This is a genomic window from Flavobacterium erigeronis, assembly GCF_054075165.1.
This window is the reverse complement of sequence record NZ_JBSKGP010000001.1, coordinates 450916-475075: the sequence shown is the minus strand read 5'-3', so window position 1 is coordinate 475075 and position 24160 is coordinate 450916. Positions and strand designations below refer to the sequence as shown.

19 protein-coding genes are annotated in these 24160 nt (G+C 35.0%); 10 read left to right on the top strand and 9 right to left on the bottom strand.

The window, feature by feature from the left end; all coding sequences use genetic code 11:
- Window positions 1–736: 736 nt before the first annotated feature.
- From ACWA1F_RS02000 to ACWA1F_RS01970, 7 genes are all read left to right on the top strand, one after another.
- Window positions 737–2293: a vitamin K epoxide reductase family protein gene (locus tag ACWA1F_RS02000; protein ID WP_456891191.1), complete on the top strand. Its 1557-nt coding sequence runs from the start codon at window positions 737–739 to the stop codon at window positions 2291–2293.
- Between the two features lie 57 nt (window positions 2294–2350).
- Window positions 2351–2533: a hypothetical protein gene (locus ACWA1F_RS01995; protein WP_306154715.1), complete on the top strand. Its 183-nt coding sequence runs from the start codon at window positions 2351–2353 to the stop codon at window positions 2531–2533.
- Between the two features lie 69 nt (window positions 2534–2602).
- The gene (locus ACWA1F_RS01990; protein ID WP_306154717.1) at window positions 2603–2737 is read left to right on the top strand and encodes a hypothetical protein; all 135 of its coding nucleotides are present in this window, start codon (window positions 2603–2605) and stop codon (window positions 2735–2737) included.
- A gap of 45 nt (window positions 2738–2782) precedes the next feature.
- Window positions 2783–2974, top strand: a complete 192-nt coding sequence (locus ACWA1F_RS01985; RefSeq protein WP_306154719.1) for a hypothetical protein — start codon at window positions 2783–2785, stop codon at window positions 2972–2974.
- A gap of 315 nt (window positions 2975–3289) precedes the next feature.
- A complete protein-coding gene (locus tag ACWA1F_RS01980; RefSeq protein ID WP_456891188.1) occupies window positions 3290–5482 on the top strand; it encodes a peptidase domain-containing ABC transporter in 2193 nt (730 codons plus the stop codon).
- A gap of 2 nt (window positions 5483–5484) precedes the next feature.
- The gene (locus tag ACWA1F_RS01975) at window positions 5485–6774 is read left to right on the top strand and encodes an HlyD family secretion protein (protein WP_456891186.1); all 1290 of its coding nucleotides are present in this window, start codon (window positions 5485–5487) and stop codon (window positions 6772–6774) included.
- 36 nt (window positions 6775–6810) lie between these two features.
- Entirely contained in the window at window positions 6811–8451 is a 1641-nt protein-coding gene (locus ACWA1F_RS01970; protein WP_456891184.1) for a S41 family peptidase, read from the top strand.
- A gap of 37 nt (window positions 8452–8488) precedes the next feature.
- Here ACWA1F_RS01970 and ACWA1F_RS01965 read toward each other — a convergent pair whose 3' ends face one another.
- The 3 genes from ACWA1F_RS01965 to ACWA1F_RS01955 all read right to left on the bottom strand — a co-directional run bounded on the left by ACWA1F_RS01965 (window position 8489) and on the right by ACWA1F_RS01955 (window position 10376).
- Window positions 8489–9202 (bottom strand): tRNA1(Val) (adenine(37)-N6)-methyltransferase, encoded by a 714-nt coding sequence (locus ACWA1F_RS01965; protein ID WP_456891182.1) that lies wholly within the window; start codon window positions 9200–9202, stop codon window positions 8489–8491.
- Between the two features lie 70 nt (window positions 9203–9272).
- Window positions 9273–9797, bottom strand: a complete 525-nt coding sequence (rimM, locus tag ACWA1F_RS01960) for a ribosome maturation factor RimM (RefSeq protein WP_456891180.1) — start codon at window positions 9795–9797, stop codon at window positions 9273–9275.
- Between the two features lie 15 nt (window positions 9798–9812).
- Window positions 9813–10376, bottom strand: a complete 564-nt coding sequence (locus ACWA1F_RS01955) for a 30S ribosomal protein S16 (protein WP_306154734.1) — start codon at window positions 10374–10376, stop codon at window positions 9813–9815.
- 183 nt (window positions 10377–10559) lie between these two features.
- On the opposite strand from ACWA1F_RS01955, the gene ACWA1F_RS01950 reads away from it, so the two are divergent.
- Together ACWA1F_RS01950 and ACWA1F_RS01945 are read left to right on the top strand one after the other, a co-directional pair.
- Entirely contained in the window at window positions 10560–11048 is a 489-nt protein-coding gene (locus tag ACWA1F_RS01950) for a DUF6252 domain-containing protein (protein ID WP_456891178.1), read from the top strand.
- A gap of 109 nt (window positions 11049–11157) precedes the next feature.
- Window positions 11158–11529, top strand: coding sequence for an RNA recognition motif domain-containing protein (locus ACWA1F_RS01945; RefSeq protein ID WP_306154737.1), 372 nt, complete (start codon window positions 11158–11160; stop codon window positions 11527–11529).
- Window positions 11530–11626: 97 nt separating this feature from the next.
- Here ACWA1F_RS01945 and leuB read toward each other — a convergent pair whose 3' ends face one another.
- From leuB to ACWA1F_RS01915, 6 genes are all read right to left on the bottom strand, one after another.
- Window positions 11627–12682, bottom strand: coding sequence for a 3-isopropylmalate dehydrogenase (leuB, locus tag ACWA1F_RS01940; protein WP_289664457.1), 1056 nt, complete (start codon window positions 12680–12682; stop codon window positions 11627–11629).
- A gap of 110 nt (window positions 12683–12792) precedes the next feature.
- A complete protein-coding gene (locus tag ACWA1F_RS01935) occupies window positions 12793–14313 on the bottom strand; it encodes an alpha-isopropylmalate synthase regulatory domain-containing protein (RefSeq protein ID WP_456891175.1) in 1521 nt (506 codons plus the stop codon).
- Between the two features lie 115 nt (window positions 14314–14428).
- Window positions 14429–15025, bottom strand: coding sequence for a 3-isopropylmalate dehydratase small subunit (gene leuD, locus ACWA1F_RS01930; protein WP_091490627.1), 597 nt, complete (start codon window positions 15023–15025; stop codon window positions 14429–14431).
- Between the two features lie 159 nt (window positions 15026–15184).
- The gene (gene leuC / locus ACWA1F_RS01925; protein WP_456891172.1) at window positions 15185–16579 is read right to left on the bottom strand and encodes a 3-isopropylmalate dehydratase large subunit; all 1395 of its coding nucleotides are present in this window, start codon (window positions 16577–16579) and stop codon (window positions 15185–15187) included.
- Between the two features lie 514 nt (window positions 16580–17093).
- A complete protein-coding gene (locus ACWA1F_RS01920) occupies window positions 17094–18014 on the bottom strand; it encodes a helix-turn-helix domain-containing protein (RefSeq protein ID WP_306154744.1) in 921 nt (306 codons plus the stop codon).
- 242 nt (window positions 18015–18256) lie between these two features.
- The gene (locus ACWA1F_RS01915) at window positions 18257–19060 is read right to left on the bottom strand and encodes an SDR family oxidoreductase (protein ID WP_456891170.1); all 804 of its coding nucleotides are present in this window, start codon (window positions 19058–19060) and stop codon (window positions 18257–18259) included.
- Between the two features lie 466 nt (window positions 19061–19526).
- On the opposite strand from ACWA1F_RS01915, the gene dnaE reads away from it, so the two are divergent.
- Entirely contained in the window at window positions 19527–24059 is a 4533-nt protein-coding gene (dnaE, locus tag ACWA1F_RS01910) for a DNA polymerase III subunit alpha (protein ID WP_456891168.1), read from the top strand.
- Window positions 24060–24160: the final 101 nt, after the last annotated feature.

Here is a 24160-nt window from a genome sequence, read left to right as displayed (position 1 = left end):
TAAATTTTATGAGAAATTAACCGTTTCTGCCAGATCCGTTCTTTATCGGATTGGTGGTACCTTCAGACTGACGATTATCGCCACGGATAATTTTTGGAATCTTTACTAATTTGTTCTGATTCGAAATCTTTGAATGTTAACTTTGAGTCTATCATATTGTATATGTTTATATTAAAAATTAGTACTATAAATCTTTCATAATTTTTTTAGGCAACTTTATCAAATGCGAAAAAAAACTGCGCTAAAAATTGGTTTATGTAAAGATTTTTTGGGTTTATTTTAGTTCAAAAAGCAGTAGAAAAAGTATTACTTTAAGGTAACTGTATGTTTTTTAATTAATCCTAACTTACTTTTTTGGGAGTGTTTTTTGATGTTTTTAAGGGGCAATTTTGATGATTTAAAATCACTTTTTGCAGCCTCTTTCTATGATTTTTTTCTTGTAAAATCATAGGTTTTAATTGGCCTATTTTTCATGTTTTTTAATGTTTAGATTATTGCTTATCCAAAACTAGATAAAAAGGAAGACCGTTAATCGAAAATAGGCTTTTTGAGCTTTTTAGCGAAAAAATAAAGACGTAATATGTTGAAAATAAATAAATTAAGGTATTTACTATACTTGGTATAATTTATAAATTGTATGTGGTATAATTAATAAAATGTATGCATATATGCATTTTTTATCAATAAAATCCCCAATCTTTGCAGTGTAATTATGATTTAAAAACGATCAAAAACGATGTTAAAACTGGTCCAAAAATTTCTGCAAATCAATCGCTACTCAGACATAAAAAATGAGTTCAAGGATCTGTTTTTGTCTCATCCGAATTATCCGAGTTTGTTTGCCATTACAGATTCGTTTGATTTGCTTTCTGTAGAGAATGCAGCCGTAAGAGTTTCGAAAGAACAGATCGAAGATTTGCCGTTTAACTTTTTGGCGTATTTTAAAGACGAATTAATATTAGTCGAGAAAATTAAAAGCGGAGTTAGAATTACAACCACAAAAAAAGGAACTCAAAAATTATCGTATGACAAATTCCTTTTAGACTGGAATGGTGTAATTGTAGCTATTGAACCAAACAATGTTGTAGCAAGAGAAAATCTAAAAATCGAATACAATTGGTTAAAATACTTTTTGCCACTTGTGCTTCTAGCGGGATTGTCTTTCTTCTATAATCGTTTTGATATATTTAGCGCTTCATTTTTGGTAACATCTGTTCTTGGTTTAATTGTAAGCATCTTTATTGTACAAGAAAGATGGGGAGTTAAAAACACAGTGATTTCAAAATTCTGCAATTTAAGTTCCAATTCTTCTTGCCACTCCGTAATAAGCTTTAATGATGATATTGCAAATAGATGGATTAGTTTTTCAGATTTGCCATTGCTTTTCTTTAGCTCAAGCATTATTGCGATATTGGTTCAGCCTTTAAGTTCAGCTGTTTTTGTTGGATTTCTAAGTCTATTGGCTATTCCAATAATAGTTTGTTCGATTTGGATTCAAAAATTTGAGATTCAAAAATGGTGCATCATGTGCTTAGCAATCTCATTTTTAATACTGGTTCAGAGTATTGTTTGGTTTTCTTCAGATTTATTTACACTAAGTTTTAGTTTCCAAGCCATTTTTCCATACGTGTTTTCTTTATTGCTTTTAATACCAATTTGGGCAACAGTTAAGGTAATGATTAGAAAAATGCTTGAGAATGAGAACTCTCTGAAAGAGCTTAAGAAATTTAAAAGAAATTATTCGCTATTAAACTTTTTGTCTAAAAAAGTAAAATATACAAAAGGATTTGAAGATTTAAGAGGTTTGACATTTGGTAATAAAAATGCAGGAGTTAGGCTTTCTGTAATCCTTAGCCCAAGCTGTGGACATTGCTATAAAACTTTTCAAGAAGCTTTTGATTTAGTGTTAAAATATCCAGATAAAATATTTTTGAATGTTCTTTTTAATATTAATCCAGAAAACAACGATAATCCATACAAAGCAGTTGTCGAAAGACTTTTAACGATTAATAGAACAACGCCAGGAAAAACAGTTGAAGCAATTTCAGACTGGTATATCAAGAGAATGATTCACAAAAAGTGGCTTAAAAAATGGAATGTTGATTCTGTAAGCATGATGATAAATCAAGAAATTCAGAAACAATACGATTGGTGCTCTATGAACAATTTTAATTACACACCTATTAAAATTGTAAACGACAGGCTGTTTCCTAATGAATATGAATTGAATGAATTGAAATATTTCTTAAATGATTTTGTCGAAGAAGTTCAAATTTTAGAAAAAACAGCATAAAACACAGAAGTTTCAACTGTCCAAATAGAAATAGTTAAACCCCAAAAACCTGCAGTTATGTTAAAAAATATTTTGAAATTGAAAGGTGCAGTAGAATTGACTGCTAATGAGCTGAAAACAATAAATGGAGATCATGCTCCTATTTGTGAAGACGGATTTAAAGCTAAAAGATGTACAGAATTTGGAACTGTGCCAGCGTACTGGAACTGCATTCCAAGTAATTATGTCGGAAGCTGCTAAAGAGGAAATTTTAAGCATCAAGTTATTAGAGATTTGAGGCTTAAACTCAAAAATGTAAATAGCTAGATTATGTTAGAAAAAATTTTGAAAAGCAAAGAAACAAGAAAATTGACAAAAAAAGAGCAGAAAAATATTTTGGGCAGTGATTATGCGCAAGAATTCAATTGCAATGATGCGGCTGTCGATAAATATTATGCTTGTTAATTTTCAAAGAAGTAACAGAAAGATAGTTACTAAAAAAGGTATTATATGCTAAAGAAAATTTTAAGCCTTGAAGGTGCTCAGCACATTAATAAAAGTGAGCAAAAAACCATTAGAGGAGGAATTCCAGAATGCTGGATTTATGCTTTGCAAGCAGGATGCATTTTAATACCGCCAGGCGAAACTTGTCCGCTAAATACATCATCGGGTATTTGTGATACAAGTCGTCTTTGTTGTTAATTTTTAACTTTTTTAAAAGTAATACGATATAGCCTTATTTAGAATTTAGTCATGTTTTTTTTGAATGTATAGGCGCTCGATCGTGGAACATTGAGCATATTCTCAGTATTGATGATTGGTACTGAGATTCTTAGGAGTTGGTCGCTGTGTTAGTTTTATTTGGTTAGGGTAACCGCGGCCATGTCCTAAAGAAATTGTGTTGCTAAAATTTGTTTTTAAATAGTTAAACAGAGAAGATTTATATTTTCTCTGTTTTTTTTATGGATTAACAAGAAAATTTTTTCTTACATTGGTCTTGAATAAATCAAAATAAAATTGAAAAAATTCACCCATTACAGACAAGCAGACCATAAAGATTGTGGACCGACATGTTTAAAAATTATTGCTAAATATTACGGTAAAACAATCAATATTCAGGAGTTGAGAGATTTTAGCGAAACAACTCGTGAAGGAAGTAATTTGCTTTTTTTGAGTGATGCCGCCGAGAAAATCGGATTTCGAACCTTAGGCGTAAAACTGTCTGTAAAAAGAATTGAAGAAGCACCTCTACCTTGTATTCTTCACTGGAATAACGATCATTATGTAGTGCTTTATAAAATTAAAAAGGGGAAATATTATATTTCAGATCCCGCTTTTGGTCTTTTAGAATACAGTAAAAAAGAGTTTGTAAAGTTCTGGATTGGTAATAATGCCGATGATGAAACAAAAGAAGGTATTGCCTTATTGATTGAAGCAACGCCCAAATTTTTTCAATCGGAATTTGATAAAGAAGAAAATTCAGGATTAGGATTCCGTTTTCTCTCCCAATATCTGCTTCAATACAAATCATTTCTTATCCAGCTTGCGATAGGACTTTTAGCGAGCAGTTTGCTGAACCTGATTTTTCCTTTTTTAACGCAGAGTATTGTTGATGTCGGAATCCAGAATCAGAATATCCATTTTATCTATCTGATACTTTTTGCTATGCTTTTTGTTTTTGCAGGAAGAACAGGCTTAGAACTCATCAGAAGCTGGATTCTGCTGCATTTATCCACTAGAATCAATATTTCTCTCATTTCAGATTTCTTTATCAAATTAATGAATCTGCCTATTTCCTTTTTTGATGTTCGAATGACGGGAGATATTATGCAGCGAATAAATGATCATCGCCGTATCGAGAAAATACTGACCACATCATCTCTGAACGTTCTTTTTTCTATAATTAATATGTTTGTTATGGGTGGTGTTCTGGCCTATTTCAATCTGCAGATCTTTTTAGTCTTTTTTGCAGGAAGCGTATGTTATTTTGCATGGATTGTTTTGTTTTTGAAAAGAAGGGAAGCATTAGATTATAAACGTTTTGCTGAAGTTTCCAACGAACAGAGTAAAGTGATGGAACTCATAAACGGAATGCAGGAAATTAAGCTTCACAACGCCGAAAAGCAAAAACGATGGGGCTGGGAGTATGTTCAGGCACGACTTTTCAGGGTTTCTATAAAAGGACTTGTTTTGGAGCAGACGCAAACAATCGGTTCTTCGATTATTAATGAATTAAAGAATATCTTCATCATCTTTCTGTCGGCCAAATTGGTTATTGATGGTTCTATAACGTTGGGTATGATGCTTGCCATAAGCGCCATTGTAGGCAGTTTAAATGGTCCGATTACTCAGCTGATTGAATTTGTGAGAGAATCGCAGGATGCTAAAATATCGCTGGCCAGATTGTCTGAAATTCATGAGAAAGAAGACGAAGTGCAACAGGAAATCAATCAGACCAACGAAGTGCCGCAAAATGTCGATATCGAAATTAAAAATCTTTCTTTTCGATATTTAGGTTCAGACGTTCCCGTTTTAGATAATTTAAGTCTGATAATTCCGTGCAATAAAGTAACCGCAATAGTAGGAGTCAGCGGAAGCGGTAAAACAACTTTAATGAAACTGCTTCTTAAGTTCTACGAACCTGAAAAAGGAGAAGTTCTTATTGGAAATTCGCAGCTTAGAAATATATCGCAAAGCGCTTGGCGATCCAATATTGGCGCCGTGATGCAGGAAGGTTTTATTTTTAGCGATACTATTGCCAATAACATTGCTATTGGAGTTGACAGGGTAGATAAAGAAAAACTGCTTTATGCTGCTGATGTAGCCAATATTAAAGAATACATCAGCGAATTGCCTTTAGGTTTTAATACCAAAATTGGGGCAGAAGGTCTGGGAATGAGTACCGGACAGAAACAGCGTTTATTGATTGCAAGGGCAGTTTATAAAAATCCTGAAATTCTATTTTTTGATGAAGCGACTTCAGCTTTAGACGCCAATAATGAAAAAGAAATCATGAAAAAATTGGATATCTTTTTCAAAGACAAAACCGTAGTTGTAATCGCGCACCGTTTGAGTACAGTTATGAATGCAGATCAGATTGTGGTTTTAGACAAAGGAAAAATCATCGAGATCGGAAGCCATTCTGCATTGGTGGAACAAAAAGGAAATTATTTTGAATTGGTTAGAAATCAGCTGCAATTAGGAAATTAATCATGAACGAAGATACATTTGAATTAAGAAGCGAAGAAGTGCAGGATATCCTGACCAAAGTCCCGCATTGGATGATCCGATGGGGAACAGTTTTGATTTTTGCCATCATTATCATGCTATTTTTTGTTTCGTGGTTTGTAAAATATCCAGACGTTGTAAGGGCAGAAATTGTAATTACTACTAATATTCCGCCAGAGAAAATAGTATCAAAAACCTCTGGGCGCATTGAAGCCATTTTGGTCAGAAATAAAACCGTAGTTGCCAAAAACAGCACGTTGGCCATTATCGAAAATACAGCCAACTACAAAGATGTTTTTTTGTTAAAAGATATTGTGGACAAATACGATATAAACAATTCTAAAAAAGAATTTCCTTTTGAATTATTAAAAAACAAACAATTAGGCGAAATAGAAAGTGCATTTGCCGTATTTCAAAAAGATTATCAAGCGCAGGAATTAAACCAAGATCTGCATCCTTTTGAAATAGAAAGCAGAGCGCAGCGATCGGAAAAAATTCAGATAACGGAGAGATTAGAAATTCTGCAGCAACAGAAAGTGATCAACGAGCGCGAATTGGAACTTCAGAAAAATGAGGTTGCCCGTTTTGAAACATTATTTAATAAAGGAATTATTTCGGCTCAGGAAATGGAAGCCAAGAAATTGAATTTTCTTCAGGCACAAAAGAATTACAGGAGTTTATTGTCATCAATTTCCCAATTGAGGTCTTCTCTTATAGACAATACAAAATCAAGCCAGAATTCGCAGATAAATAGCACCAGAGAAGAAGTTAATCTCGGACGCAGCGTTTCACAATCTTTTTATCAGTTAAAGAAAGTAATACGCGATTGGGAACTGGCATACGCCTTAAAATCTTCGATTAGCGGAAAAGTTACTTTTCTGCAGGTTTGGAATGAAAATCAGACCATAAATGTTGGCGACAATGTATTTTCGATCATTCCAGACGCAAAAAACAGCTTCATCGGAAAAGTAAAAGCGCCGGCTTTAAATTCAGGAAAAATAAAAGTGGGGCAGAGAGTCAATATTCGACTGGCCAATTATCCTGATAGAGAATTTGGTGTGCTGAAAGGCGAAATAAAAAATATTTCCTTAGTGCCAGATAAGGATGGAAATTTATTGCTGGACGTGGCACTTCCAAACGGTTTAAAAACTTCTTATAACAAACAGATTGCCTTTCAGCAGGAAATGAAAGGAAGCGCAGAAATTGTAACCGAAGATCTGCGTTTAATCGAACGAATTTTATATCAGTTTAAAAATATTTTTGAACAAGTTTAACCCAAAAACAAACTAACCTAAAACCATATTTTCTAAATGAAAAAAACGCTACTCTTTATTCTTCTTTTATTATTTCAGATTTCTTTTTCAAAACCAATTACTGAAACTCAAAAGTTAGCGGCAACATGTAAAGTTTGGGGGTTTCTAAAATATTACCACCCAAATGTTGCGAGTGGAAAATTTGATTGGGATCAGCAGCTTTTTGAAGTTTTGCCTAAAATTGAAAAAGCAAAAACTGATGCTGAGTTTTCAGATGTTTTAGAAAAATGGATTAATTCTTTAGGGAAAGTAAAAGTCTATAAAGCTGAAATTGCTTCTGAAAAGACGGAGTATTTTGATAAAAATTTTGATCTCTCTTGGACTCAGGAAAATGAATTTTTTGCTAAAAGCCTTTGTCAGAAGCTTAAATTTATTGAAGAGAATAAAATTCAAGGAAAGCAATATTATGTTGAAGAAGGCATTGCATTCAAAAATGAAATAGAATACAGTGAATTTAATGATAAGGACAAAAAATTTCGTCTTTTGGCTTTGTTTCGTTTTTGGAATTATGTAGAATATTTCTTTCCGTACAAATACCAAATGGATCAAAACTGGGATTTGACTTTGAATGAATTTCTGCCAAGAACAATTAGTCCAATCTCTGAGGATGATTATTATTTATCACTAAAAGAACTGAGTGCTAAACTGAATGATAGTCATGCTCTTTTTGGAGCAAATAAATTATTTCAAATTTTTGGATGGAAATCTATTCCTTTTAATGTGAAAATTATTGATGATAAGGCAATCGTTACGGGTTTTAAAAATGATTCTCTATCAAAGATAAACGACATAAAAATTGGTGATATTATTACTAAAATAAGGGGAGAATCAGTTGCCGAGCTTATAAAGAAAAATCAAAAATATATTGAAGGTTCTAATTCTCCTGCCATTTTAAACAAAATAGATTGGCCCGTTTTTTATAATAAGACAAATACTGCTGAAATTGAATTTATCAGAGATGATAAAACAATGATAAAAACAATAAATTTCTATGAATATAAAGAACTAATAATTAATTATGAAAATCATCAGGAGAAATATAAATTGCTGGAAAATAATATTGGATATGTGAACATGGGAGCGTTATTTCCTGATGATGTGGAAGCTATGATGGAAAAATTTAAAAACACAAAAGCTATAATTTTTGATATTCGCAACTATCCGCAGGGAACCAATTATCTTATTGCAGAATATTTAAATCCAGAACCAGTCGAATTTGTAAAATCGGTCGATATTGATTTAAGTTCTCCTGGGCGTTTTATTTGGAGAAAAGATGCTGAAGGTGGGAAATGCGGAAAAATTAATCCAGATTATTACAAAGGCAATGTCATTATTTTAGTAAATGAAAAAACAATCAGCCATTCTGAATATTCTGCAATGACTTTGAAAGTTGCTCCAAAAGCAACTATAATAGGAAATCAGACCGCAGGCTCAGACGGATATAGTTATAGATTTGAAATTATTAAAGGTCTTTGGACTTCTTTTACTTGTTATGGAGTTTTTTATCCAGATAAAAAAGAGACCCAACGTATTGGGATTGTTCCAGATATTGAGGTTCAGCAAACTATTTTAGGAATTCAGCAGGGTAAAGATGAAATTCTGGACAGAGCAATTCTTTTTGCTAAAAATGGAAAATAGAGAGAATTTAAATAGAAACCCTTGTCAAAGATGTTTTTTACATCTTCAAATAAAATTCTTTAGTTAATTCGATATATTGCGGAGTATAAACATGCCTATCAATTTCGATAACTAATTCATTAACTTCGATTTCTGAAATTTCATTTCGGCTAAAAGCCAATAAACTACGTTTGATTTCAGAAGTCGGAGTTCCTTTTACACGCGTAATTTTTATCGGATATAATTCTGCTTCTTTTGCCAAAGAAATAAACTTTTCTTCTTCTTTGAAAGGAATAATAATCGCAAGAATACCATTTTCAGAAAGTAATAGATCGGCAGCTTCAACAATTTCTTCAAAAGGCATTGCATCTTGAAAACGAGCTAAATCGCGCTGTTCATTTTCTGTCTTATAATCTTCAGCATAAAAAGGCGGATTCGAAACGATCAAATCATATTCATCCTCAGGTTCTTCTATAAACTCATCTAAACCAGCATGAAAACAAAATAAACGATCGCCCCAAGGAGAACTTTCAAAATTTTCTACCGCTTGTTCGTAGGCATCTTCATCAATTTCTAAAGCGTCAATTTGTTCTGCGCTAGAACGCTGTGCGATCATCAAAGCAATAATTCCAGTTCCTGCACCAATATCTAATACACTAAAAGGATGATGAGAAATAGGAGTCCAAGCACCTAATAAAACACCATCTGTGCCTACTTTCATTGCGGTTTTGTCTTGTAAAACAGAAAATTGCTTAAAAGTGAATTTAGACATAAATAAGAAATTAGAGATTATAAGTTCAATAAGAAAACTGAACACTCAAAACTGAACACTGAATACTTTTTTACAGGTACATTTCCACAAGACCCTCAGGAAGATCCATAACAACCTTTTTGTTCTCGCGGTCAATTTTTACCAAAAATTGGTCAATCATTGGAACTAAGATTTCAACTTCGCCATTTAAAACTTCAAAAAGAGGTTGGGCAGTTGAATCATTTATAGAAGTTATTTTTCCGAAAACGCCTAAACGTTTGTCTTCAATTTCAAAACCAATAACTTCGTGAAAGTAGAATTTGTTACCGCTAAGTTTTGGTAACATAGATAAAGGAAGATAAATACCATTTCCAACAATAGCATCAGCTTCTTCTTCGGTATTTACATCTTCAAAACGAACTCTTAGAAAGTCGTTTTTGTGCATTGAGCTTGACTCAATAAAAAAAGGAACCAAGTGTTTGTTGTGTTCAACAAACACTGATTCCAGATTTTCGTATAACTCAGGTTCGTCTGTATCTAAATAGATCAGAACTTCACCTTTGAAACTAAATTTTTTAGCGATTTTACCTAAATAAAAACAGTCTTCTTTACGCATTATCGCTAAGTAAAATTATGCTTCAGTTGTTTCGTTATTCTCTTCAGCAGCAGGAGCTTCTTCAGTTGCTTCAACTTCAGCAACTTCTTCAGCAGCAGGAGCTTCTTCAACAGCAGTAGCAGCAGCAAGCGCTTCAGCTTGAGCTTGAGCACGTTTAGCGTTTACTTCTTTTTCAGCTTTTAAAGCGTTAGCTTTAACATCTGCTTTTGCTTTAGATAAACCATCTTTCTTAGCATCAACTTTTCCAGTTTTAGCCTCTAACCAAGCTGCTAATTTAGCGTCTGCTTGCTCTTGAGTTAAAGCTCCTTTGCGGATACCTCCATCAAGGTGGTGTTTCAATAAAGCACCTTTGTAAGAAAGGATTGCTCTTGCAGTATCAGTTGGTTGTGCACCATTGTGTAACCATTTTACTGCGCTGTCAAGATCTAGCTCAACAGTTGCTGGGTTAGTGTTTGGATTGTAAGTACCGATTTTCTCTAAGTATTTACCATCTCTTTTTGAGCGTGCATCTGCAGCTACAACCCAGTAAAAAGGTTTTCCTTTTTTACCGTGTCTTTGTAATCTAATTTTTACTGACATAATCTAATGATTAAATTTTGAGGTACTCGACCTCTGTTAATTAAGGGCGCAAAGATATAATTTTTTTACGAAATATACGTTTCAAAAAGCATTAAATATATAAGAGCTGTTTTTTCAGCATTTTTTTGACTTTTTAGTTTCAGTTCTTAGTGTATTAAGTCTGCACCAAATTCATTTTTAAACATGAAAAAATACTTCTGTTTTTTATCACTTATACTTCTGCTAGGATCTTGTACAGCAGATATTGCATCTAATAATACCGCTTTTCAAGCTTTAAAAGAGAACACTTTTTGGAGAGCTCAAATTTATGGAGTAGAAATGGAAACGAATGGAGTTTTTATTGTCGAAAGTTCTCTTGGCTACGAACAAATCAATTTTAAGCTTCCTGAAATAGCTGAGAAAACTTTTGTTTTAGGTGTGGATGAAAATACAAAGGCCATTTATAAAACTACAATTGAAGGACAAGAGGCAGAATTTAGCACTGGAGCAGGTAAAGGAAATGGAGAAATTACAGTGACCGAATATAATAAGGAAGAAAATACTATTTCGGGAACATTCAAATTTACGGCTGTTAATACTAATCCTGATGCTGAAAAACAGGAAATACATTTTACTGAAGGTGTTTTTTATAAAATTAAGATAGGGGCAGATAATAAAATTCCAGCCGAATAATACTGCTATTCGGTTATGCTTAAATCCAAATAAAAACTTAAATAAACTTATATATAGTAGATTAGAAAAAAATAAGACTACATTTGTCAAGTATTATAAATAAATATCTATGAATATTTTTGTTGGAAGCCTTCCATTCAGTATTGAGGAAGCAGATTTAAGAGAGTCTTTTGAGGCTTATGGTGCAGTTGACTCTGTTAAAATTATTACTGATAAATTTACTGGAAGAAGTAAAGGATTTGGTTTTGTTGAAATGCCAAATGATAGCGAGGCTCAAAAAGCTATCGATGAATTGAACGGTGCTGTAGTTTCAGGACGTACAATTGTTGTGAATAAATCTGAGCCTAAACCAGAAGGCGAAAGAAGAAGTTTTAATAACAACCGTGGCGGAAACGACCGTGGTGGTTATGGAAACAACCGCGGTGGAAATGACCGTGGAGGTTATGGAAATGACCGTGGTGGAAACAGAGGAGGATATTAATATTTTTTTTCTAAAATATAAAAGGGATCAATTTTCATTGATCCCTTTTTTTGTTTCAAGTTTCAGGAACCTGCAACCTGAAACAAAAATTAACTAATTATACATTCGCAGCCAACCAGTCACCAACTTCTTTTGTTCCGTAGGCTTTGCCTCCGTTAGCTAGATCTTCAGTAACTACTCCTGCTTCTAAAGCTTTGTTTACAGCATCTCTCATTGCTTTTCCTTCTTCCATCAATCCGAAGTTTTCGAACATCATAGCAGCAGATAAAACAGTAGCCATTGGATTAGCAATGTTCAATCCTGTAGCTTGTGGGTAGGAACCGTGAATTGGTTCAAATAAAGATACTTCAGCTCCCATAGATGCAGAAGGCATTAATCCCATTGAGCCAGAAATTACAGAAGCTTCATCTGTTAAAATATCTCCAAATAAGTTTTCTGTAATCAATACGTCATAAGAATTTGGCCATTGAACCAAACGCATCGCAACTGCATCAACAAATTCGTAGCTTACTTCAACTTCTGGATAGTCTTTTTCCATTGCCTGAACCGTTTCTCTCCACAAACGTGAAGTTTCCAAAACGTTTGCTTTGTCCACACAACATAATTTTTTAGAACGAGTCATTGCCAATTCGAAACCTTTTTTAGCCAAACGCTGTACTTCAGCTCTTGTATAAACGCAGTTGTCGTAAGCAGTGTCTCCGTTATCTTTTCTTCCTTTTTCTCCGAAGTAGATTCCGCCAGTTAATTCTCTTAGGAAAACTAAGTCAGTTCCTTCGATTCTTTCTCTTTTTAATGGAGATTTATCTAATAATGAAGGGAATGTAAAAGTTGGTCTTACGTTTGCAAACAAACCTAATGCTTTACGCATTTTCAACAAACCTTGCTCTGGACGAACTGGTGCAGAAGGATCATTATCGTATTTTGGGTGTCCGATTGCTCCAAAAAGAACGGCATCGGCATTTTTACAAACTTCGTGTGTTGCATCTGGATAAGGCTCGCCAACAGCATCAATTGCAGCGGCACCAGTTAAAGCTGGTTTCCAAGTAATTTCATGTCCAAATTTTTGTGCAATAGCATCTGATACTTTTACGGCTTGATCGATTACTTCTGGTCCGATTCCGTCACCGGCTAAAAGGGCTATGTTTAATTTCATTTTGTAGTATTTATTATTTTAAGGTTCAAAGTGACAGAGTAACAAAGGTTCAAAGTTTAAAAGTGGTATAAACCTTTGTCACTTTGCAACTCTGAACCTTTGTCACTATATTAAGTTATTATGTTGAGCATTTTCTGTGTTGCAATTATCGCTGCAACCGTTTGATCTGAATCTAAACCTCTTGTTTTAAATTCTTTTCCGTTATTTACCCAGGTAATGATCGTTTCGCATAAAGCGTCTGAGCTGCTTCCGGGTGGGATTCTTACTGCGTAATCAATCAATTTTGGAAGCGTTAATTTTTTGCTTTTGTAAATCTTTGATAAAGCATTCATAAAAGCATCAAACTGACCGTCTCCTTGAGCGTTTTCTTCGATTATTTCTCCGTTTAAATTTAGAGATAAAGTTGTCGAAGGGCGCATTCCTTTAGAATGAACCAGCATATAAGAATTGATCGTAATTTTTTCTTCGTATGTGTGACTATCCAAAACATCAGAAATAATGTAGGGAAGATCTTCTTTGGTAACGGTTTCTTTTTTGTCGCCCAACTCGATAATTCTTTGGGTCACCAATTTCAAATCTTCGTTGTTCAGTTTTAAACCTAATTCTTGAAGATTCTTTTCGATATTGGCTTTGCCCGAAGTTTTTCCGAGTGCATATTTTCTTTTTCTTCCAAAGCGTTCTGGAAGCAAATCATTAAAATAAAGATTGTTTTTGTTGTCGCCATCGGCATGAATTCCAGCAGTTTGCGTAAAAACGTTATCGCCTACAATTGGTTTATTAGCAGGGATTCTGTAACCTGTAAAAGTCTCCACTAGCTTACTTACAGAATACAAAGATGTTTCTTTTATGCCAATGTGTACTTCTGGCATATAATCGTTTATAACTGCGACAGTACTTTCAAGAGGAGCATTTCCAGCGCGTTCTCCCATTCCGTTTACCGTAACGTGAAGTCCATTGATTCCAGCTTTTACGGCTTCCATAACATTGGCAACGCTTAAATCGTAGTCGTTATGCGCGTGGAAATCAAAGTGAATCTGAGGATATTTTGCTTTTATTTTTGAAATAAATTCAAATGTCAAAGACGGAATTAAAACGCCTAAAGTATCTGGCAATAAAATTCTTTTAACGGGTTGAGTTGCTAAGAAATCTAGAAATTGAAAAACATAATCCTGAGAATTTCGCATTCCGTTGCTCCAGTCTTCCAAATAAACATTGGTTTCAATATTGTTTTCTTTCGCGGAAGCGATAATTTGAGCAATTTCGGCAAAATGTTGTTCAGGCGTTTTCTTTAACTGATGCGTTAAGTGATTCATTGAGCCTTTGGTCAATAAATTCTGCACTTTGGCACCCGCTTTTTTCATCCAGTCAATCGAAACACCGCCGTCTACAAATGTCAGAACCTCGATTCTGTCAATATAGCCGCGTTCTTCAGCCCATGAAGTAATGCCTTTTACAGCTTGAAACTCTCCCTCGCTCACACGCGCAGAAGCAATTTCGATTCTATCAATATTTAATTCCTCCAACAATAATTGCGCAATGGTCAGTTTTTCTGCAGCAGAAAAAGATACCCCAGACGTTTGTTCACCGTCACGGAGTGTCGTATCCATTATTTCAATTTTTCTTTTTTCCATATTGATATTCTATATTTCTTTTAATTCGAAATGATAGTGGGTTTGTATTATTAATTTAGAAAGACCCGAGAGGTTTTGAAGCCTTTCGGGTCTAATAGACTGAATGATATTTCTATTAGTAAGGAAGTTTATCAGCGAAAGCTTTAATATCCTCTTTCATATCTTGTAAATAATCAATGTCGTCAAAACCATTAATTAAGTTATTTTTTTTGTAACCGTTAATAGCAAAAGATTCTTGCTCGCCAGTTGACAATAAAGTAATGGTTTGGTTTGGAAGATTGATTTCTAATTCTGTTTTAGGATCAGCTTCGATAGCTTTGAAAATATTTGCCAAAAATTCTGGGCTGATTTGTACTGGCAAAACACCAATATTTAAACAGTTTCCTTTGAAGATATCTGCAAAGAAAGAAGAAACCACAGCGCGGAATCCGTAATCGTAAACCGCCCAAGCCGCGTGCTCTCTAGAAGATCCAGAACCGAAGTTTTTTCCTCCTACAAGGATTTTTCCACTATAAGTTGGGTTGTTTAAAACGAAATCTGCTTTTGGAGTATCGTCTCCGTTATATCTCCAGTCTCTGAAAAGGTTATCTCCAAAACCTTCACGTTTTGTAGCTTTTAAGAAACGAGCTGGAATAATTTGATCTGTATCTACGTTCTCAATTGGCAACGGAACTCCGCTGCTAGTAAGTATATTAAATTTATCGTATGCCATTTTAATTTTAGATTTTTGGATTTTAGATTTTAGATTTTCCTCTCTGGGGTGAAATCTAAACGCTAAAACCTTTTTGTATTAATAATGTGAATGAATTTTTACTTGAAGAAATTTAGAAGATTACGCAAAGTGAGCAATCTAAAATCTAAAATCTCCAATTTAAAATAATTCTCTTGGATCCGTTAGTTTCCCTGTAACCGCAGCTGCAGCAGCCATAATTGGACTTGCTAAAAGTGTTCTTGAACCAGGACCTTGACGACCTTCAAAGTTTCTGTTTGAAGTACTTACTGCGTATTTTCCAGCAGGAACTTTATCATCGTTCATTGCTAAACAAGCAGAACATCCAGGCTGACGTAGTACAAAACCAGCTTCAGTTAAAATATCTAAAATTCCTTCTTCTTTAATCTGCGCTTCAACAACGTGAGAACCCGGAACTAACCAAGCTGTAACATTATCCGCTTTTTTTCTTCCTTTTACAATTTCAGCAAAAGCTCTAAAATCTTCAATACGTCCGTTTGTACAACTTCCTAAGAAAACGTAATCGATTTGTTTTCCGATCATTACATCGTCTTCGTGGAAGCCCATATAAGCTAAAGATTTTTTGTAAGTTTCCTCACCGCCTTCAACTTCTTTAGCGTTCGGAATATGTTTTGTGATACCAATTCCCATTCCAGGGTTAGTACCGTAAGTAATCATTGGTTCAATGTCAGAAGCTTTGATGTTTAATTCAGCATCAAAAACTGCATCTGCATCTGTTTTAAGTGTTTTCCAGTATTCAACTGCTTTTGTCCACGCTTCTCCTTTTGGAGCGTAAAGTCTTCCTTCAAGGAAATCGAAAGTAGTCTGGTCAGGAGCAATCATTCCTCCACGAGCACCCATTTCGATACTTAAATTACAAACTGTCATACGGCCTTCCATAGTCATGTTTTCAAAAACATCACCAGCGTATTCAACAAAATATCCAGTTCCTCCAGAAGTTGTCAATTGAGCAATAATATAAAGCGCAACGTCTTTTGGTCCAACACCTTTACTTAATTGTCCGTTTACGTTGATACGCATTTTCTTTGGTTTTGGCTGCATAATACATTGAGTAGAAAGCACCATTTCAACCTCAGAAGTTCCGATACCAAAAGCGATAGCTCCAAAAGCACCGTGAGTAGACGTATGCGAGTCACCACATACAATAGTAGCACCTGGCAAAGTAATTCCGTTTTCAGGACCAACTACGTGTACAATACCATTTTTTTGGTGACCTAATCCCCAGTGCGAAATTCCGTATTCAGTTGCATTGTCTTCAAGCGCTTTAAGCTGATTTGCAGACAAAGGATCTGCAACAGGTAAATGCTGGTTTATAGTCGGTGTATTGTGGTCTGCAGTTGCAAAAGTACGTTCTGGATATAGAACGTTAACGCCTCTTGATTTTAATCCTAAAAAAGCAACAGGGCTCGTTACTTCATGAATGAAATGACGGTCAATAAAAAACACATCTGGTCCATCTTCAATTTTACGCACAACGTGTGAATCCCATACTTTGTCAAATAATGTCTTACTCATTTTTTATTTTTTTTAAATGTAATTCTATAACTACAGCCTTTCCTGTTCATTATAATAGCAAAACAAAAGTAAAAAAAGATAAAAAAGCGTCAATTTCAATATTTCATTATATACGATACCCAAACTAAATTACAAATTGCCAATTAGCATTTGCAACTTCAAATTTGACAGAAAAATGATTTAGAAACTGATTTTGTTTTTCTTTTTCAGATTTAATTCTGCTTGATTGTTCTTTGTTTTAATAGTTTGCAAATTTATCTCAAAATCACTATAAAATACAGTGTTTGTTTTGAAAAAATGTAACAAAATGAATAAAAATAGTAATAATTGATAGTTTTTAAAATTTGTAAAAAACACGTTTTTTTGCTTTTTTTTAATCGAAAAAAGCTTTTTAGAATGATTCTATCTCTTCAAAAAAAGACTAAAATACTACGACATCCAAGAAGTGAATTTTTGTATTTTTTTATGAATTTTAAGAAGAAAATGGATCGGATGATTGGATGTTTTTTGAAAATTAATTCAAAGAATTTTTAAATTCCAAAGGCGTTAAATTGGTTTTCTTTTTGAATAATTTGCTGAAGGATTGCGGATATTCAAAACCCAATTGATAAGCAATTTCTGCAACTGAAAGATTGGTTGTAATCAAGAAATCTTTTGATTTTTCGATTAGTTTAGAATGAATGTGCTGTTGTGCATTTTGTCCAGTTAAATTGCGGAGCATATCGCTTAAATAGTGCGTAGACACATTAATTTTTGAAGCCAGAAAATCGACCGTTGGTAAGCCTCTTTTTAAGCTTTCGGCATTATTAAAATAACTATCGAGCGTTTCCTCAACCTTCAATAACAAATCGTGGCTAATTGTTTTTCTGGTAATGAACTGACGTTTGTAAAAACGATTGCTGTAATTGAGCAAAACATCTATATAAGAAACAATTACGTCCTGACTCATTTCGTCAATTGCAGTATGAAGTTCGTTGTCAATGCTTTTTAATAAGCCAATAATAATGGCTTTCTCGCTGTCTGAAAGATGAAGCGCTTCATTCGTATCATAAGAAAAGAAACCGTATTTTTTGATGCTTTTTCCCAGAGGATAATTGCGGATAAAATCGGGATGAAAAAGCAAAGTGAAACCGCCATATTTTGCTCCTTCTTCATTATCAGTAAAAATCAGCTGATTGGGAGAAGCAAACATCAATCCGCCTTCATTAAAATCGTAATAACCCTGACCGTAACCCATTTTTCCGTTGGTCGAAAATTTATAAGATATTTTATAAAATTCAAGCAGAAAAGAGCTATTGTCTAAATCTCCATTTATAACCAGTTGCGTGTTATCGACCAAACTAATCATCGGATTAAGCGGTTTGGGCAGATTCAATAAGCTGTGAAACTGTGAGATAGAAGAAATTTTTGCAGGAGGATTATTTTTCTTTTCCATGATATAAATGTATGAAATTAAAAGATTAATTAGGTTTTTCAGAAACAATTAAGCAGCCTATTTGTTTAGAAAAAAACAGCTTCGGAGAAGCGAAATATTTATAGAAATCCAACCATGCAGATGCAAAAGAGCTCCGGCGGAGCGAAATATTTTAATACTGATGTATTTCGCTCCGCTGGAGCTTTGCTATTAATAGGAAATATGATTTCTATAAATATTTCGCTTCTCCGAAGCTATTTTTATTATTCTCCAAAAAACTGTTTACCAAACGCTTCGCGAAAAACTTCATCGCCTTGCTCCAATCTTTGTTTGTAAAGCGCTTTTGCATCTTCGCCAGCTACATATCTCAATTGATTTTTTCCATCGGTTGCGGCTTCGTAAACGACTTCGGCAATTTGTTCTGGAGTTGATGCCATTTGAAACATTGCATCAACACTTGCAAACATATTGTTGGTCATAGCTTCGTATTCCGGTTTTGTTCCTGTGTCAAGAGAACCATGTATAAATTCTGTTTTAATACCGCCCGGTGAAACCGTTTTAATATGAACCCCAAACGGATTCAATTCGTAAGCCATACTTTCGCTCCAACCTTCCAATCCCCATTTTGTAGCGTGATAAATTGATCCTAACGGAAAAGCAATCAATCCGCCGATAGAAGTTGTAGAGATAAATAAACCGCTTTTTCTTTCTCTGAAATAGGGTATAAAAGCATTCGTAACTCTAATTACACCCAGTAAATTAGTGTCAAGTTGTTTGGTAATTTGTGCATCACTAAGACTTTCCAAAGGACCAATTAGACCATAACCGGCATTGTTATAAACGATATCAATATCGCTTAGTTCAAGCGCTTTTTTAACCGTACTTTGAATTTGATCATAATTGGTGACATCTAAAGGTAAAAGCGTTACGTTTGCTAAATTCGAAAGTTCTGTTTCTTTCTCTGGAGTTCTCATCGTTGCGATTACATTCCAGCCTTTTGCCTGAAATAATTTTGCTGTTGCTTTTCCTAAACCTGATGATGCGCCTGTGATAAAAATTGTTTTCATGATTATTATTTTTTAATTGTTATAATTTGATGAAGCAAAGTTCAGGATACGCTGGAGTTTAAAAGTGTTCATTTTGGTGCAATGAGTATCCAAAATGAATAATCTAAATTTTAGGATGAAAAAACATGAGTGAAATTGTTTTGAAATTATAACGCGGATGACACGGATTTGCTAGGCAAAAACGCAGATTAAAACGGATTTTTTTATTATATCTAAAAAATCCGTTTTTATCTGCGTCTTCGTGATAACGAATCCGTTTCATCCGCGTTGAAGAATTGCATTTTGAATAGGTGTTAAAAGTGCTTTTGTTAACAACTTTCGTTTCGTTATTTCTGTAAAAAAAGCGTAAATTTGACTTCCTTCCGTTTTTCATTTCGCATTTAGTTATGTTTCATATTGTCAATTGTTTGCAATAGGAAAGATTTGGAATTTGGAGTTTTAAAAATTGACTTTTCCATAAAAATATATGTATTTAATATTCGATACCGAAACAACCGGATTACCAAAACGCTGGGATGCGCCAATTACCGATTCTGATAACTGGCCTCGCTGTATACAAATCGCGTGGCAATTGCACGACGAAATGGGTACGCTTATCGAGCATCAGGATTATTTGGTAAAACCAGAAGGATTTAATATTCCGTATGACGCCGAACGTATTCACGGAATTTCTACCGAACTGGCAGAAGCCGACGGAATCACGCTGGCTGAAGTTTTGGAGAAATTCAATATCGCTTTAAGCAAAACCAAATTTATTGTTGGTCAGAATTTAGGTTTTGACGTTAATATTATGGGAGCCGAATTTCATAGAATGGGAGTAGAATCTCAAATGAGTTCGATGCCTGTTCTGGATACTTGTACCGAAGTTACGGCTTCATTATTACAGCTTCCCGGAGGTCGTGGAGGAAAATTTAAACTTCCGACTTTGACCGAATTGCACAGTTATCTTTTCGATAAGCCTTTCGCGGAAGCGCACAACGCAACTGCCGACGTTGAGGCAACTACGCGTTGCTTCTTAGAATTGGTTAGAAGAGAGGTTTTTACCAAAGAAGAGCTTGATGTTCCGAAAGAGTATTTCAAAGAATTTCAAGAAAGAAATGCTGAGCCGTTTAAGCTCATTGGTTTAAAACACATCAATTTAAAAGCGGCTTCTGATAAAATTAGAGAACAGCTTAAAGCTCTTGCTGGAGAAGGCAAAGAAACAGTTGTGTCAGAAGAAGATAAAGCCGATTTTAAAGCGGCAAAATTTGCGCATTTACACAATCACACCCAGTTTTCGGTTCTTCAATCTACCATCGGAATTGGAAATATCGTAGCGGCTACAGCCAAAAACGGAATGCCTGCCGTGGCAATGACCGATACTGGAAACATGATGGGAGCTTTCCATTTTGTGAGCGCTGTTATGAATCACAACAAAGGAGCTTCTGCAAAAAACAAAGCTTTAGTTGAAGCTGGTGAAGAACCAACAGAAACTGAAATAAAACCAATTGTTGGGTGTGAATTTAATATTTGTGAAAACCATTTAGATAAATCCAAAAAAGACAACGGTTATCAAGTTGTTTTAATGGCTAAAAATAAAGCGGGTTATCATAACTTGGCAAAAATGGCTTCGATTGCATATACTGATGGATTTTATTATGTTCCGAGAATTGACCGCAAAATTGTTGAGCAATATAAAGGAGATATCATGGTTTTGTCTGGGAATTTATACGGAGAAATTCCGAGTAAAATCCTGAATATTGGTGAAAACCAAGCCGAAGAAGCTCTGATTTGGTGGAAAGAACAATTTGGCGAAGATTTCTACTTAGAAATAATGCGTCACAATCAAGAAGATGAAAATCGCGTCAACAAAACCCTGATTGAGTTTTCGCAAAAGCATAATGTAAAATTAATTGCGACCAACAATACCTATTATTTAAATAAAGAAGATGCCAATGCGCACGACATTTTATTGTGTGTAAAAGACGGTGAAAAACAGGCAACGCCAATTGGCCGTGGTCGTGGTTACCGTTACGGGCTTCCGAATCAGGAATATTATTATAAGTCGCAAGACGAGATGAAAAAGCTCTTTGCTGATCTTCCCGAAGCGATTATTAATATTCAGGAAATTATTGATAAAGTCGAAGGTTATTCGCTTTATCGAGATGTATTGCTTCCTAAATTTGATATTCCGGAAGAATTTGTTGATCCAGAAGACGAAAAAGACAATGGTGTTCGCGGTGAAAATGCTTATTTGAGACACCTTACGATGGAAGGTGCGAAAAGAAGATATGGCGAAATTACCGAATCAATTCAGGAACGTTTGGATTTTGAGTTATTAACGATTTCAAACTCAGGTTATCCAGGTTACTTTTTGATTGTACAGGATTTCATTGCCGAGGCAAGAAAAATGGACGTTTCGGTAGGACCAGGTCGTGGTTCTGCAGCGGGATCTGCCGTTGCATACTGTCTCGGAATTACCAATATCGACCCTATTAAATACGACTTACTTTTTGAGCGTTTCCTAAATCCTGACCGTGTATCGATGCCCGATATTGATATCGACTTTGATGACGAGGGTCGTGGACGTGTAATGGAATACGTAATCAACAAATACGGTCAGAAACAGGTGGCGCAGATTATCACGTATGGTAAAATGGCTACCAAATCGGCGATTCGTGATACGGCGCGTGTACTGGATTTACCTTTATTTGAAGCGGATAGAATTGCGAAATTGATTCCGGGGATGATGCCGTCAAAATGGAATTTGGCGCGTTTCATTTCGGAAAGTGAAGATGAGGTTAAAAAAGCCCTTCGTTCAGACGAATTTGATAATGTAAAAGAATTAATCGCCATTGCCAATGAAGATGATTTGGCTGGAGAAACCATTCAGCAGGCAAAAATTCTGGAAGGTTCGATGCGTAATACGGGAATTCACGCCTGCGGGGTAATTATTACACCGTCGGATATTACGAATTATGTTCCCGTAACTACCGCAAAAGATTCGGACTTATATGTAACACAGTTCGATAACTCGGTTGCTGAAAGTGCAGGTCTTTTGAAAATGGACTTCTTGGGTCTGAAGACCCTTACGCTGATAAAAGATACCGTAAAACTGGTAAAATATAGAACGGGAATTGAGCTGAATCCAGATAATTTCCCAATTGACGATGAAGAAACGTATGCATTGTTCCAAAGAGGAGAAACTGTTGGAATCTTCCAATACGAGTCACCTGGGATGCAGAAATACATGAAAGATCTGAAACCGACAGTTTTTGGAGATTTAATTGCCATGAATGCACTTTATCGTCCAGGACCTTTGGAGTATATTCCGTCTTTCGTTCGAAGAAAAAATGGTGACGAAGAAATCAAATACGATTTAGATGCCTGCGCCGAATATTTATCTGAAACCTACGGAATTACGGTTTACCAAGAGCAGGTAATGCTTTTGTCTCAGTCTTTGGCTGGATTTACAAAGGGTGAGGCCGACGTACTTCGTAAAGCGATGGGTAAGAAACAGAAAGACGTACTAGATAAAATGAAGCCGAAATTTGTTGAACAAGCGGCTGCAAAAGGTCACGATGCCAAAGTCTTAGAGAAAATCTGGAAAGACTGGGAGGCCTTCGCGAGTTACGCCTTCAACAAATCGCACTCGACTTGTTATGCTTGGATTGCCTATCAAACGGCTTATTTGAAAGCGCATTATCCTGCTGAATATATGGCAGCGGTGCTTTCGAATAACATGAACGATATTAAACAAGTTTCGTTCTTTATGGAAGAATGTAAACGAATGGGCTTACAAGTTTTAGGGCCTGACGTAAACGAGTCGTACTATAAATTTACGGTAAACGATGATTACGCCGTTCGTTTCGGAATGGGGGCGATTAAAGGAGTAGGTTCTGGAGCTGTAGAAACAATTGTAGAAAACAGAAAAGACGGAAGATATAAGTCGATTTTTGATTTAGCGAAGAGAATTGATTTGCGCGCTGCGAATAAAAAAGCGATTGAGAATTTAGCTTTGGCTGGAGGTTTTGATTCTTTTGAAGGAACAACCAGAGCTCAGTATTTTCACGATGATGGAGACGGAATTACATTCTACGAAAAAGCCATGCGTTACGGATCGAAATTTCAAGAGAATGAAAACTCATCGCAAGTAAGTTTGTTTGGAGAAGCAAGTGAAGTGCAGATTGCAGAACCCGTCGTACCGCCATGCGAAGACTGGAGTACAATGGAAAAACTGGCCAAAGAAAAAGAGGTGGTCGGAATCTATATTTCCGGGCATCCGCTTGATGATTTTAGATTTGAGATGAAATATTTCTGCAACGCTCGTTTAGAAGCTTTGAAAAGTATGAACGAATATGTTGGAAAGAATCTTCATTTTGCCGGAATTATTAATAACGTTCAGCATCGTGTAGCGAAAAACGGAAAAGGTTGGGCGGCGTTTAACTTAGAAGGATATGATGAGAGTTACGAATTCAAGATTTTTGGTGAAGAATATTTGAAATTCCGCCATTTCTTGATTCAGAATAACTTTGCCTTTTTGAAAATATTAATAAAAGATGGCTGGGTAAATCATGATACGGGTAAGAAAACCGATCCGAGAATGCAGTTTGTGGAGATTCGCCAGTTGCAGGATATTTTGGAAGCTTTCGCTAAAAAGCTAATCTTGCTTTTGAATATTAAAGATCTTCATCCTGAATTTATACATAAGCTGAGCCATTTATTCAATGAAAATAAAGGGGATAACTCGGTGACTTTTGAAATAATGGAATTAGAAAAAATTAAAAAATTGGTTGAGGTAGAAACTCCAACTGATTTTGAAGCAGAAGATGCAGTTTTTGAAGAAGAAAGCGAAACTGAAGATGGTCCTGAAAACACGAAAATTCAGGAAGTAAATGAGGTAGAAGAAATCAAAGTAGTAACCAAATTATCGATGCCTAGCCGTCGTCTGAAGGTTAGAATATCAACTGAATTATTGCAGGAATTAGAGAAAATGCAGATTAATTTTAAACTGAACTAAAAATTTAACAGTTAAAATTTAAACGAATGTTAATTTTTAGTGTTAAAATTATGCATGCATAATTGTTTTTTAGTAATATTGCGCCAAATTACAACGTTTTC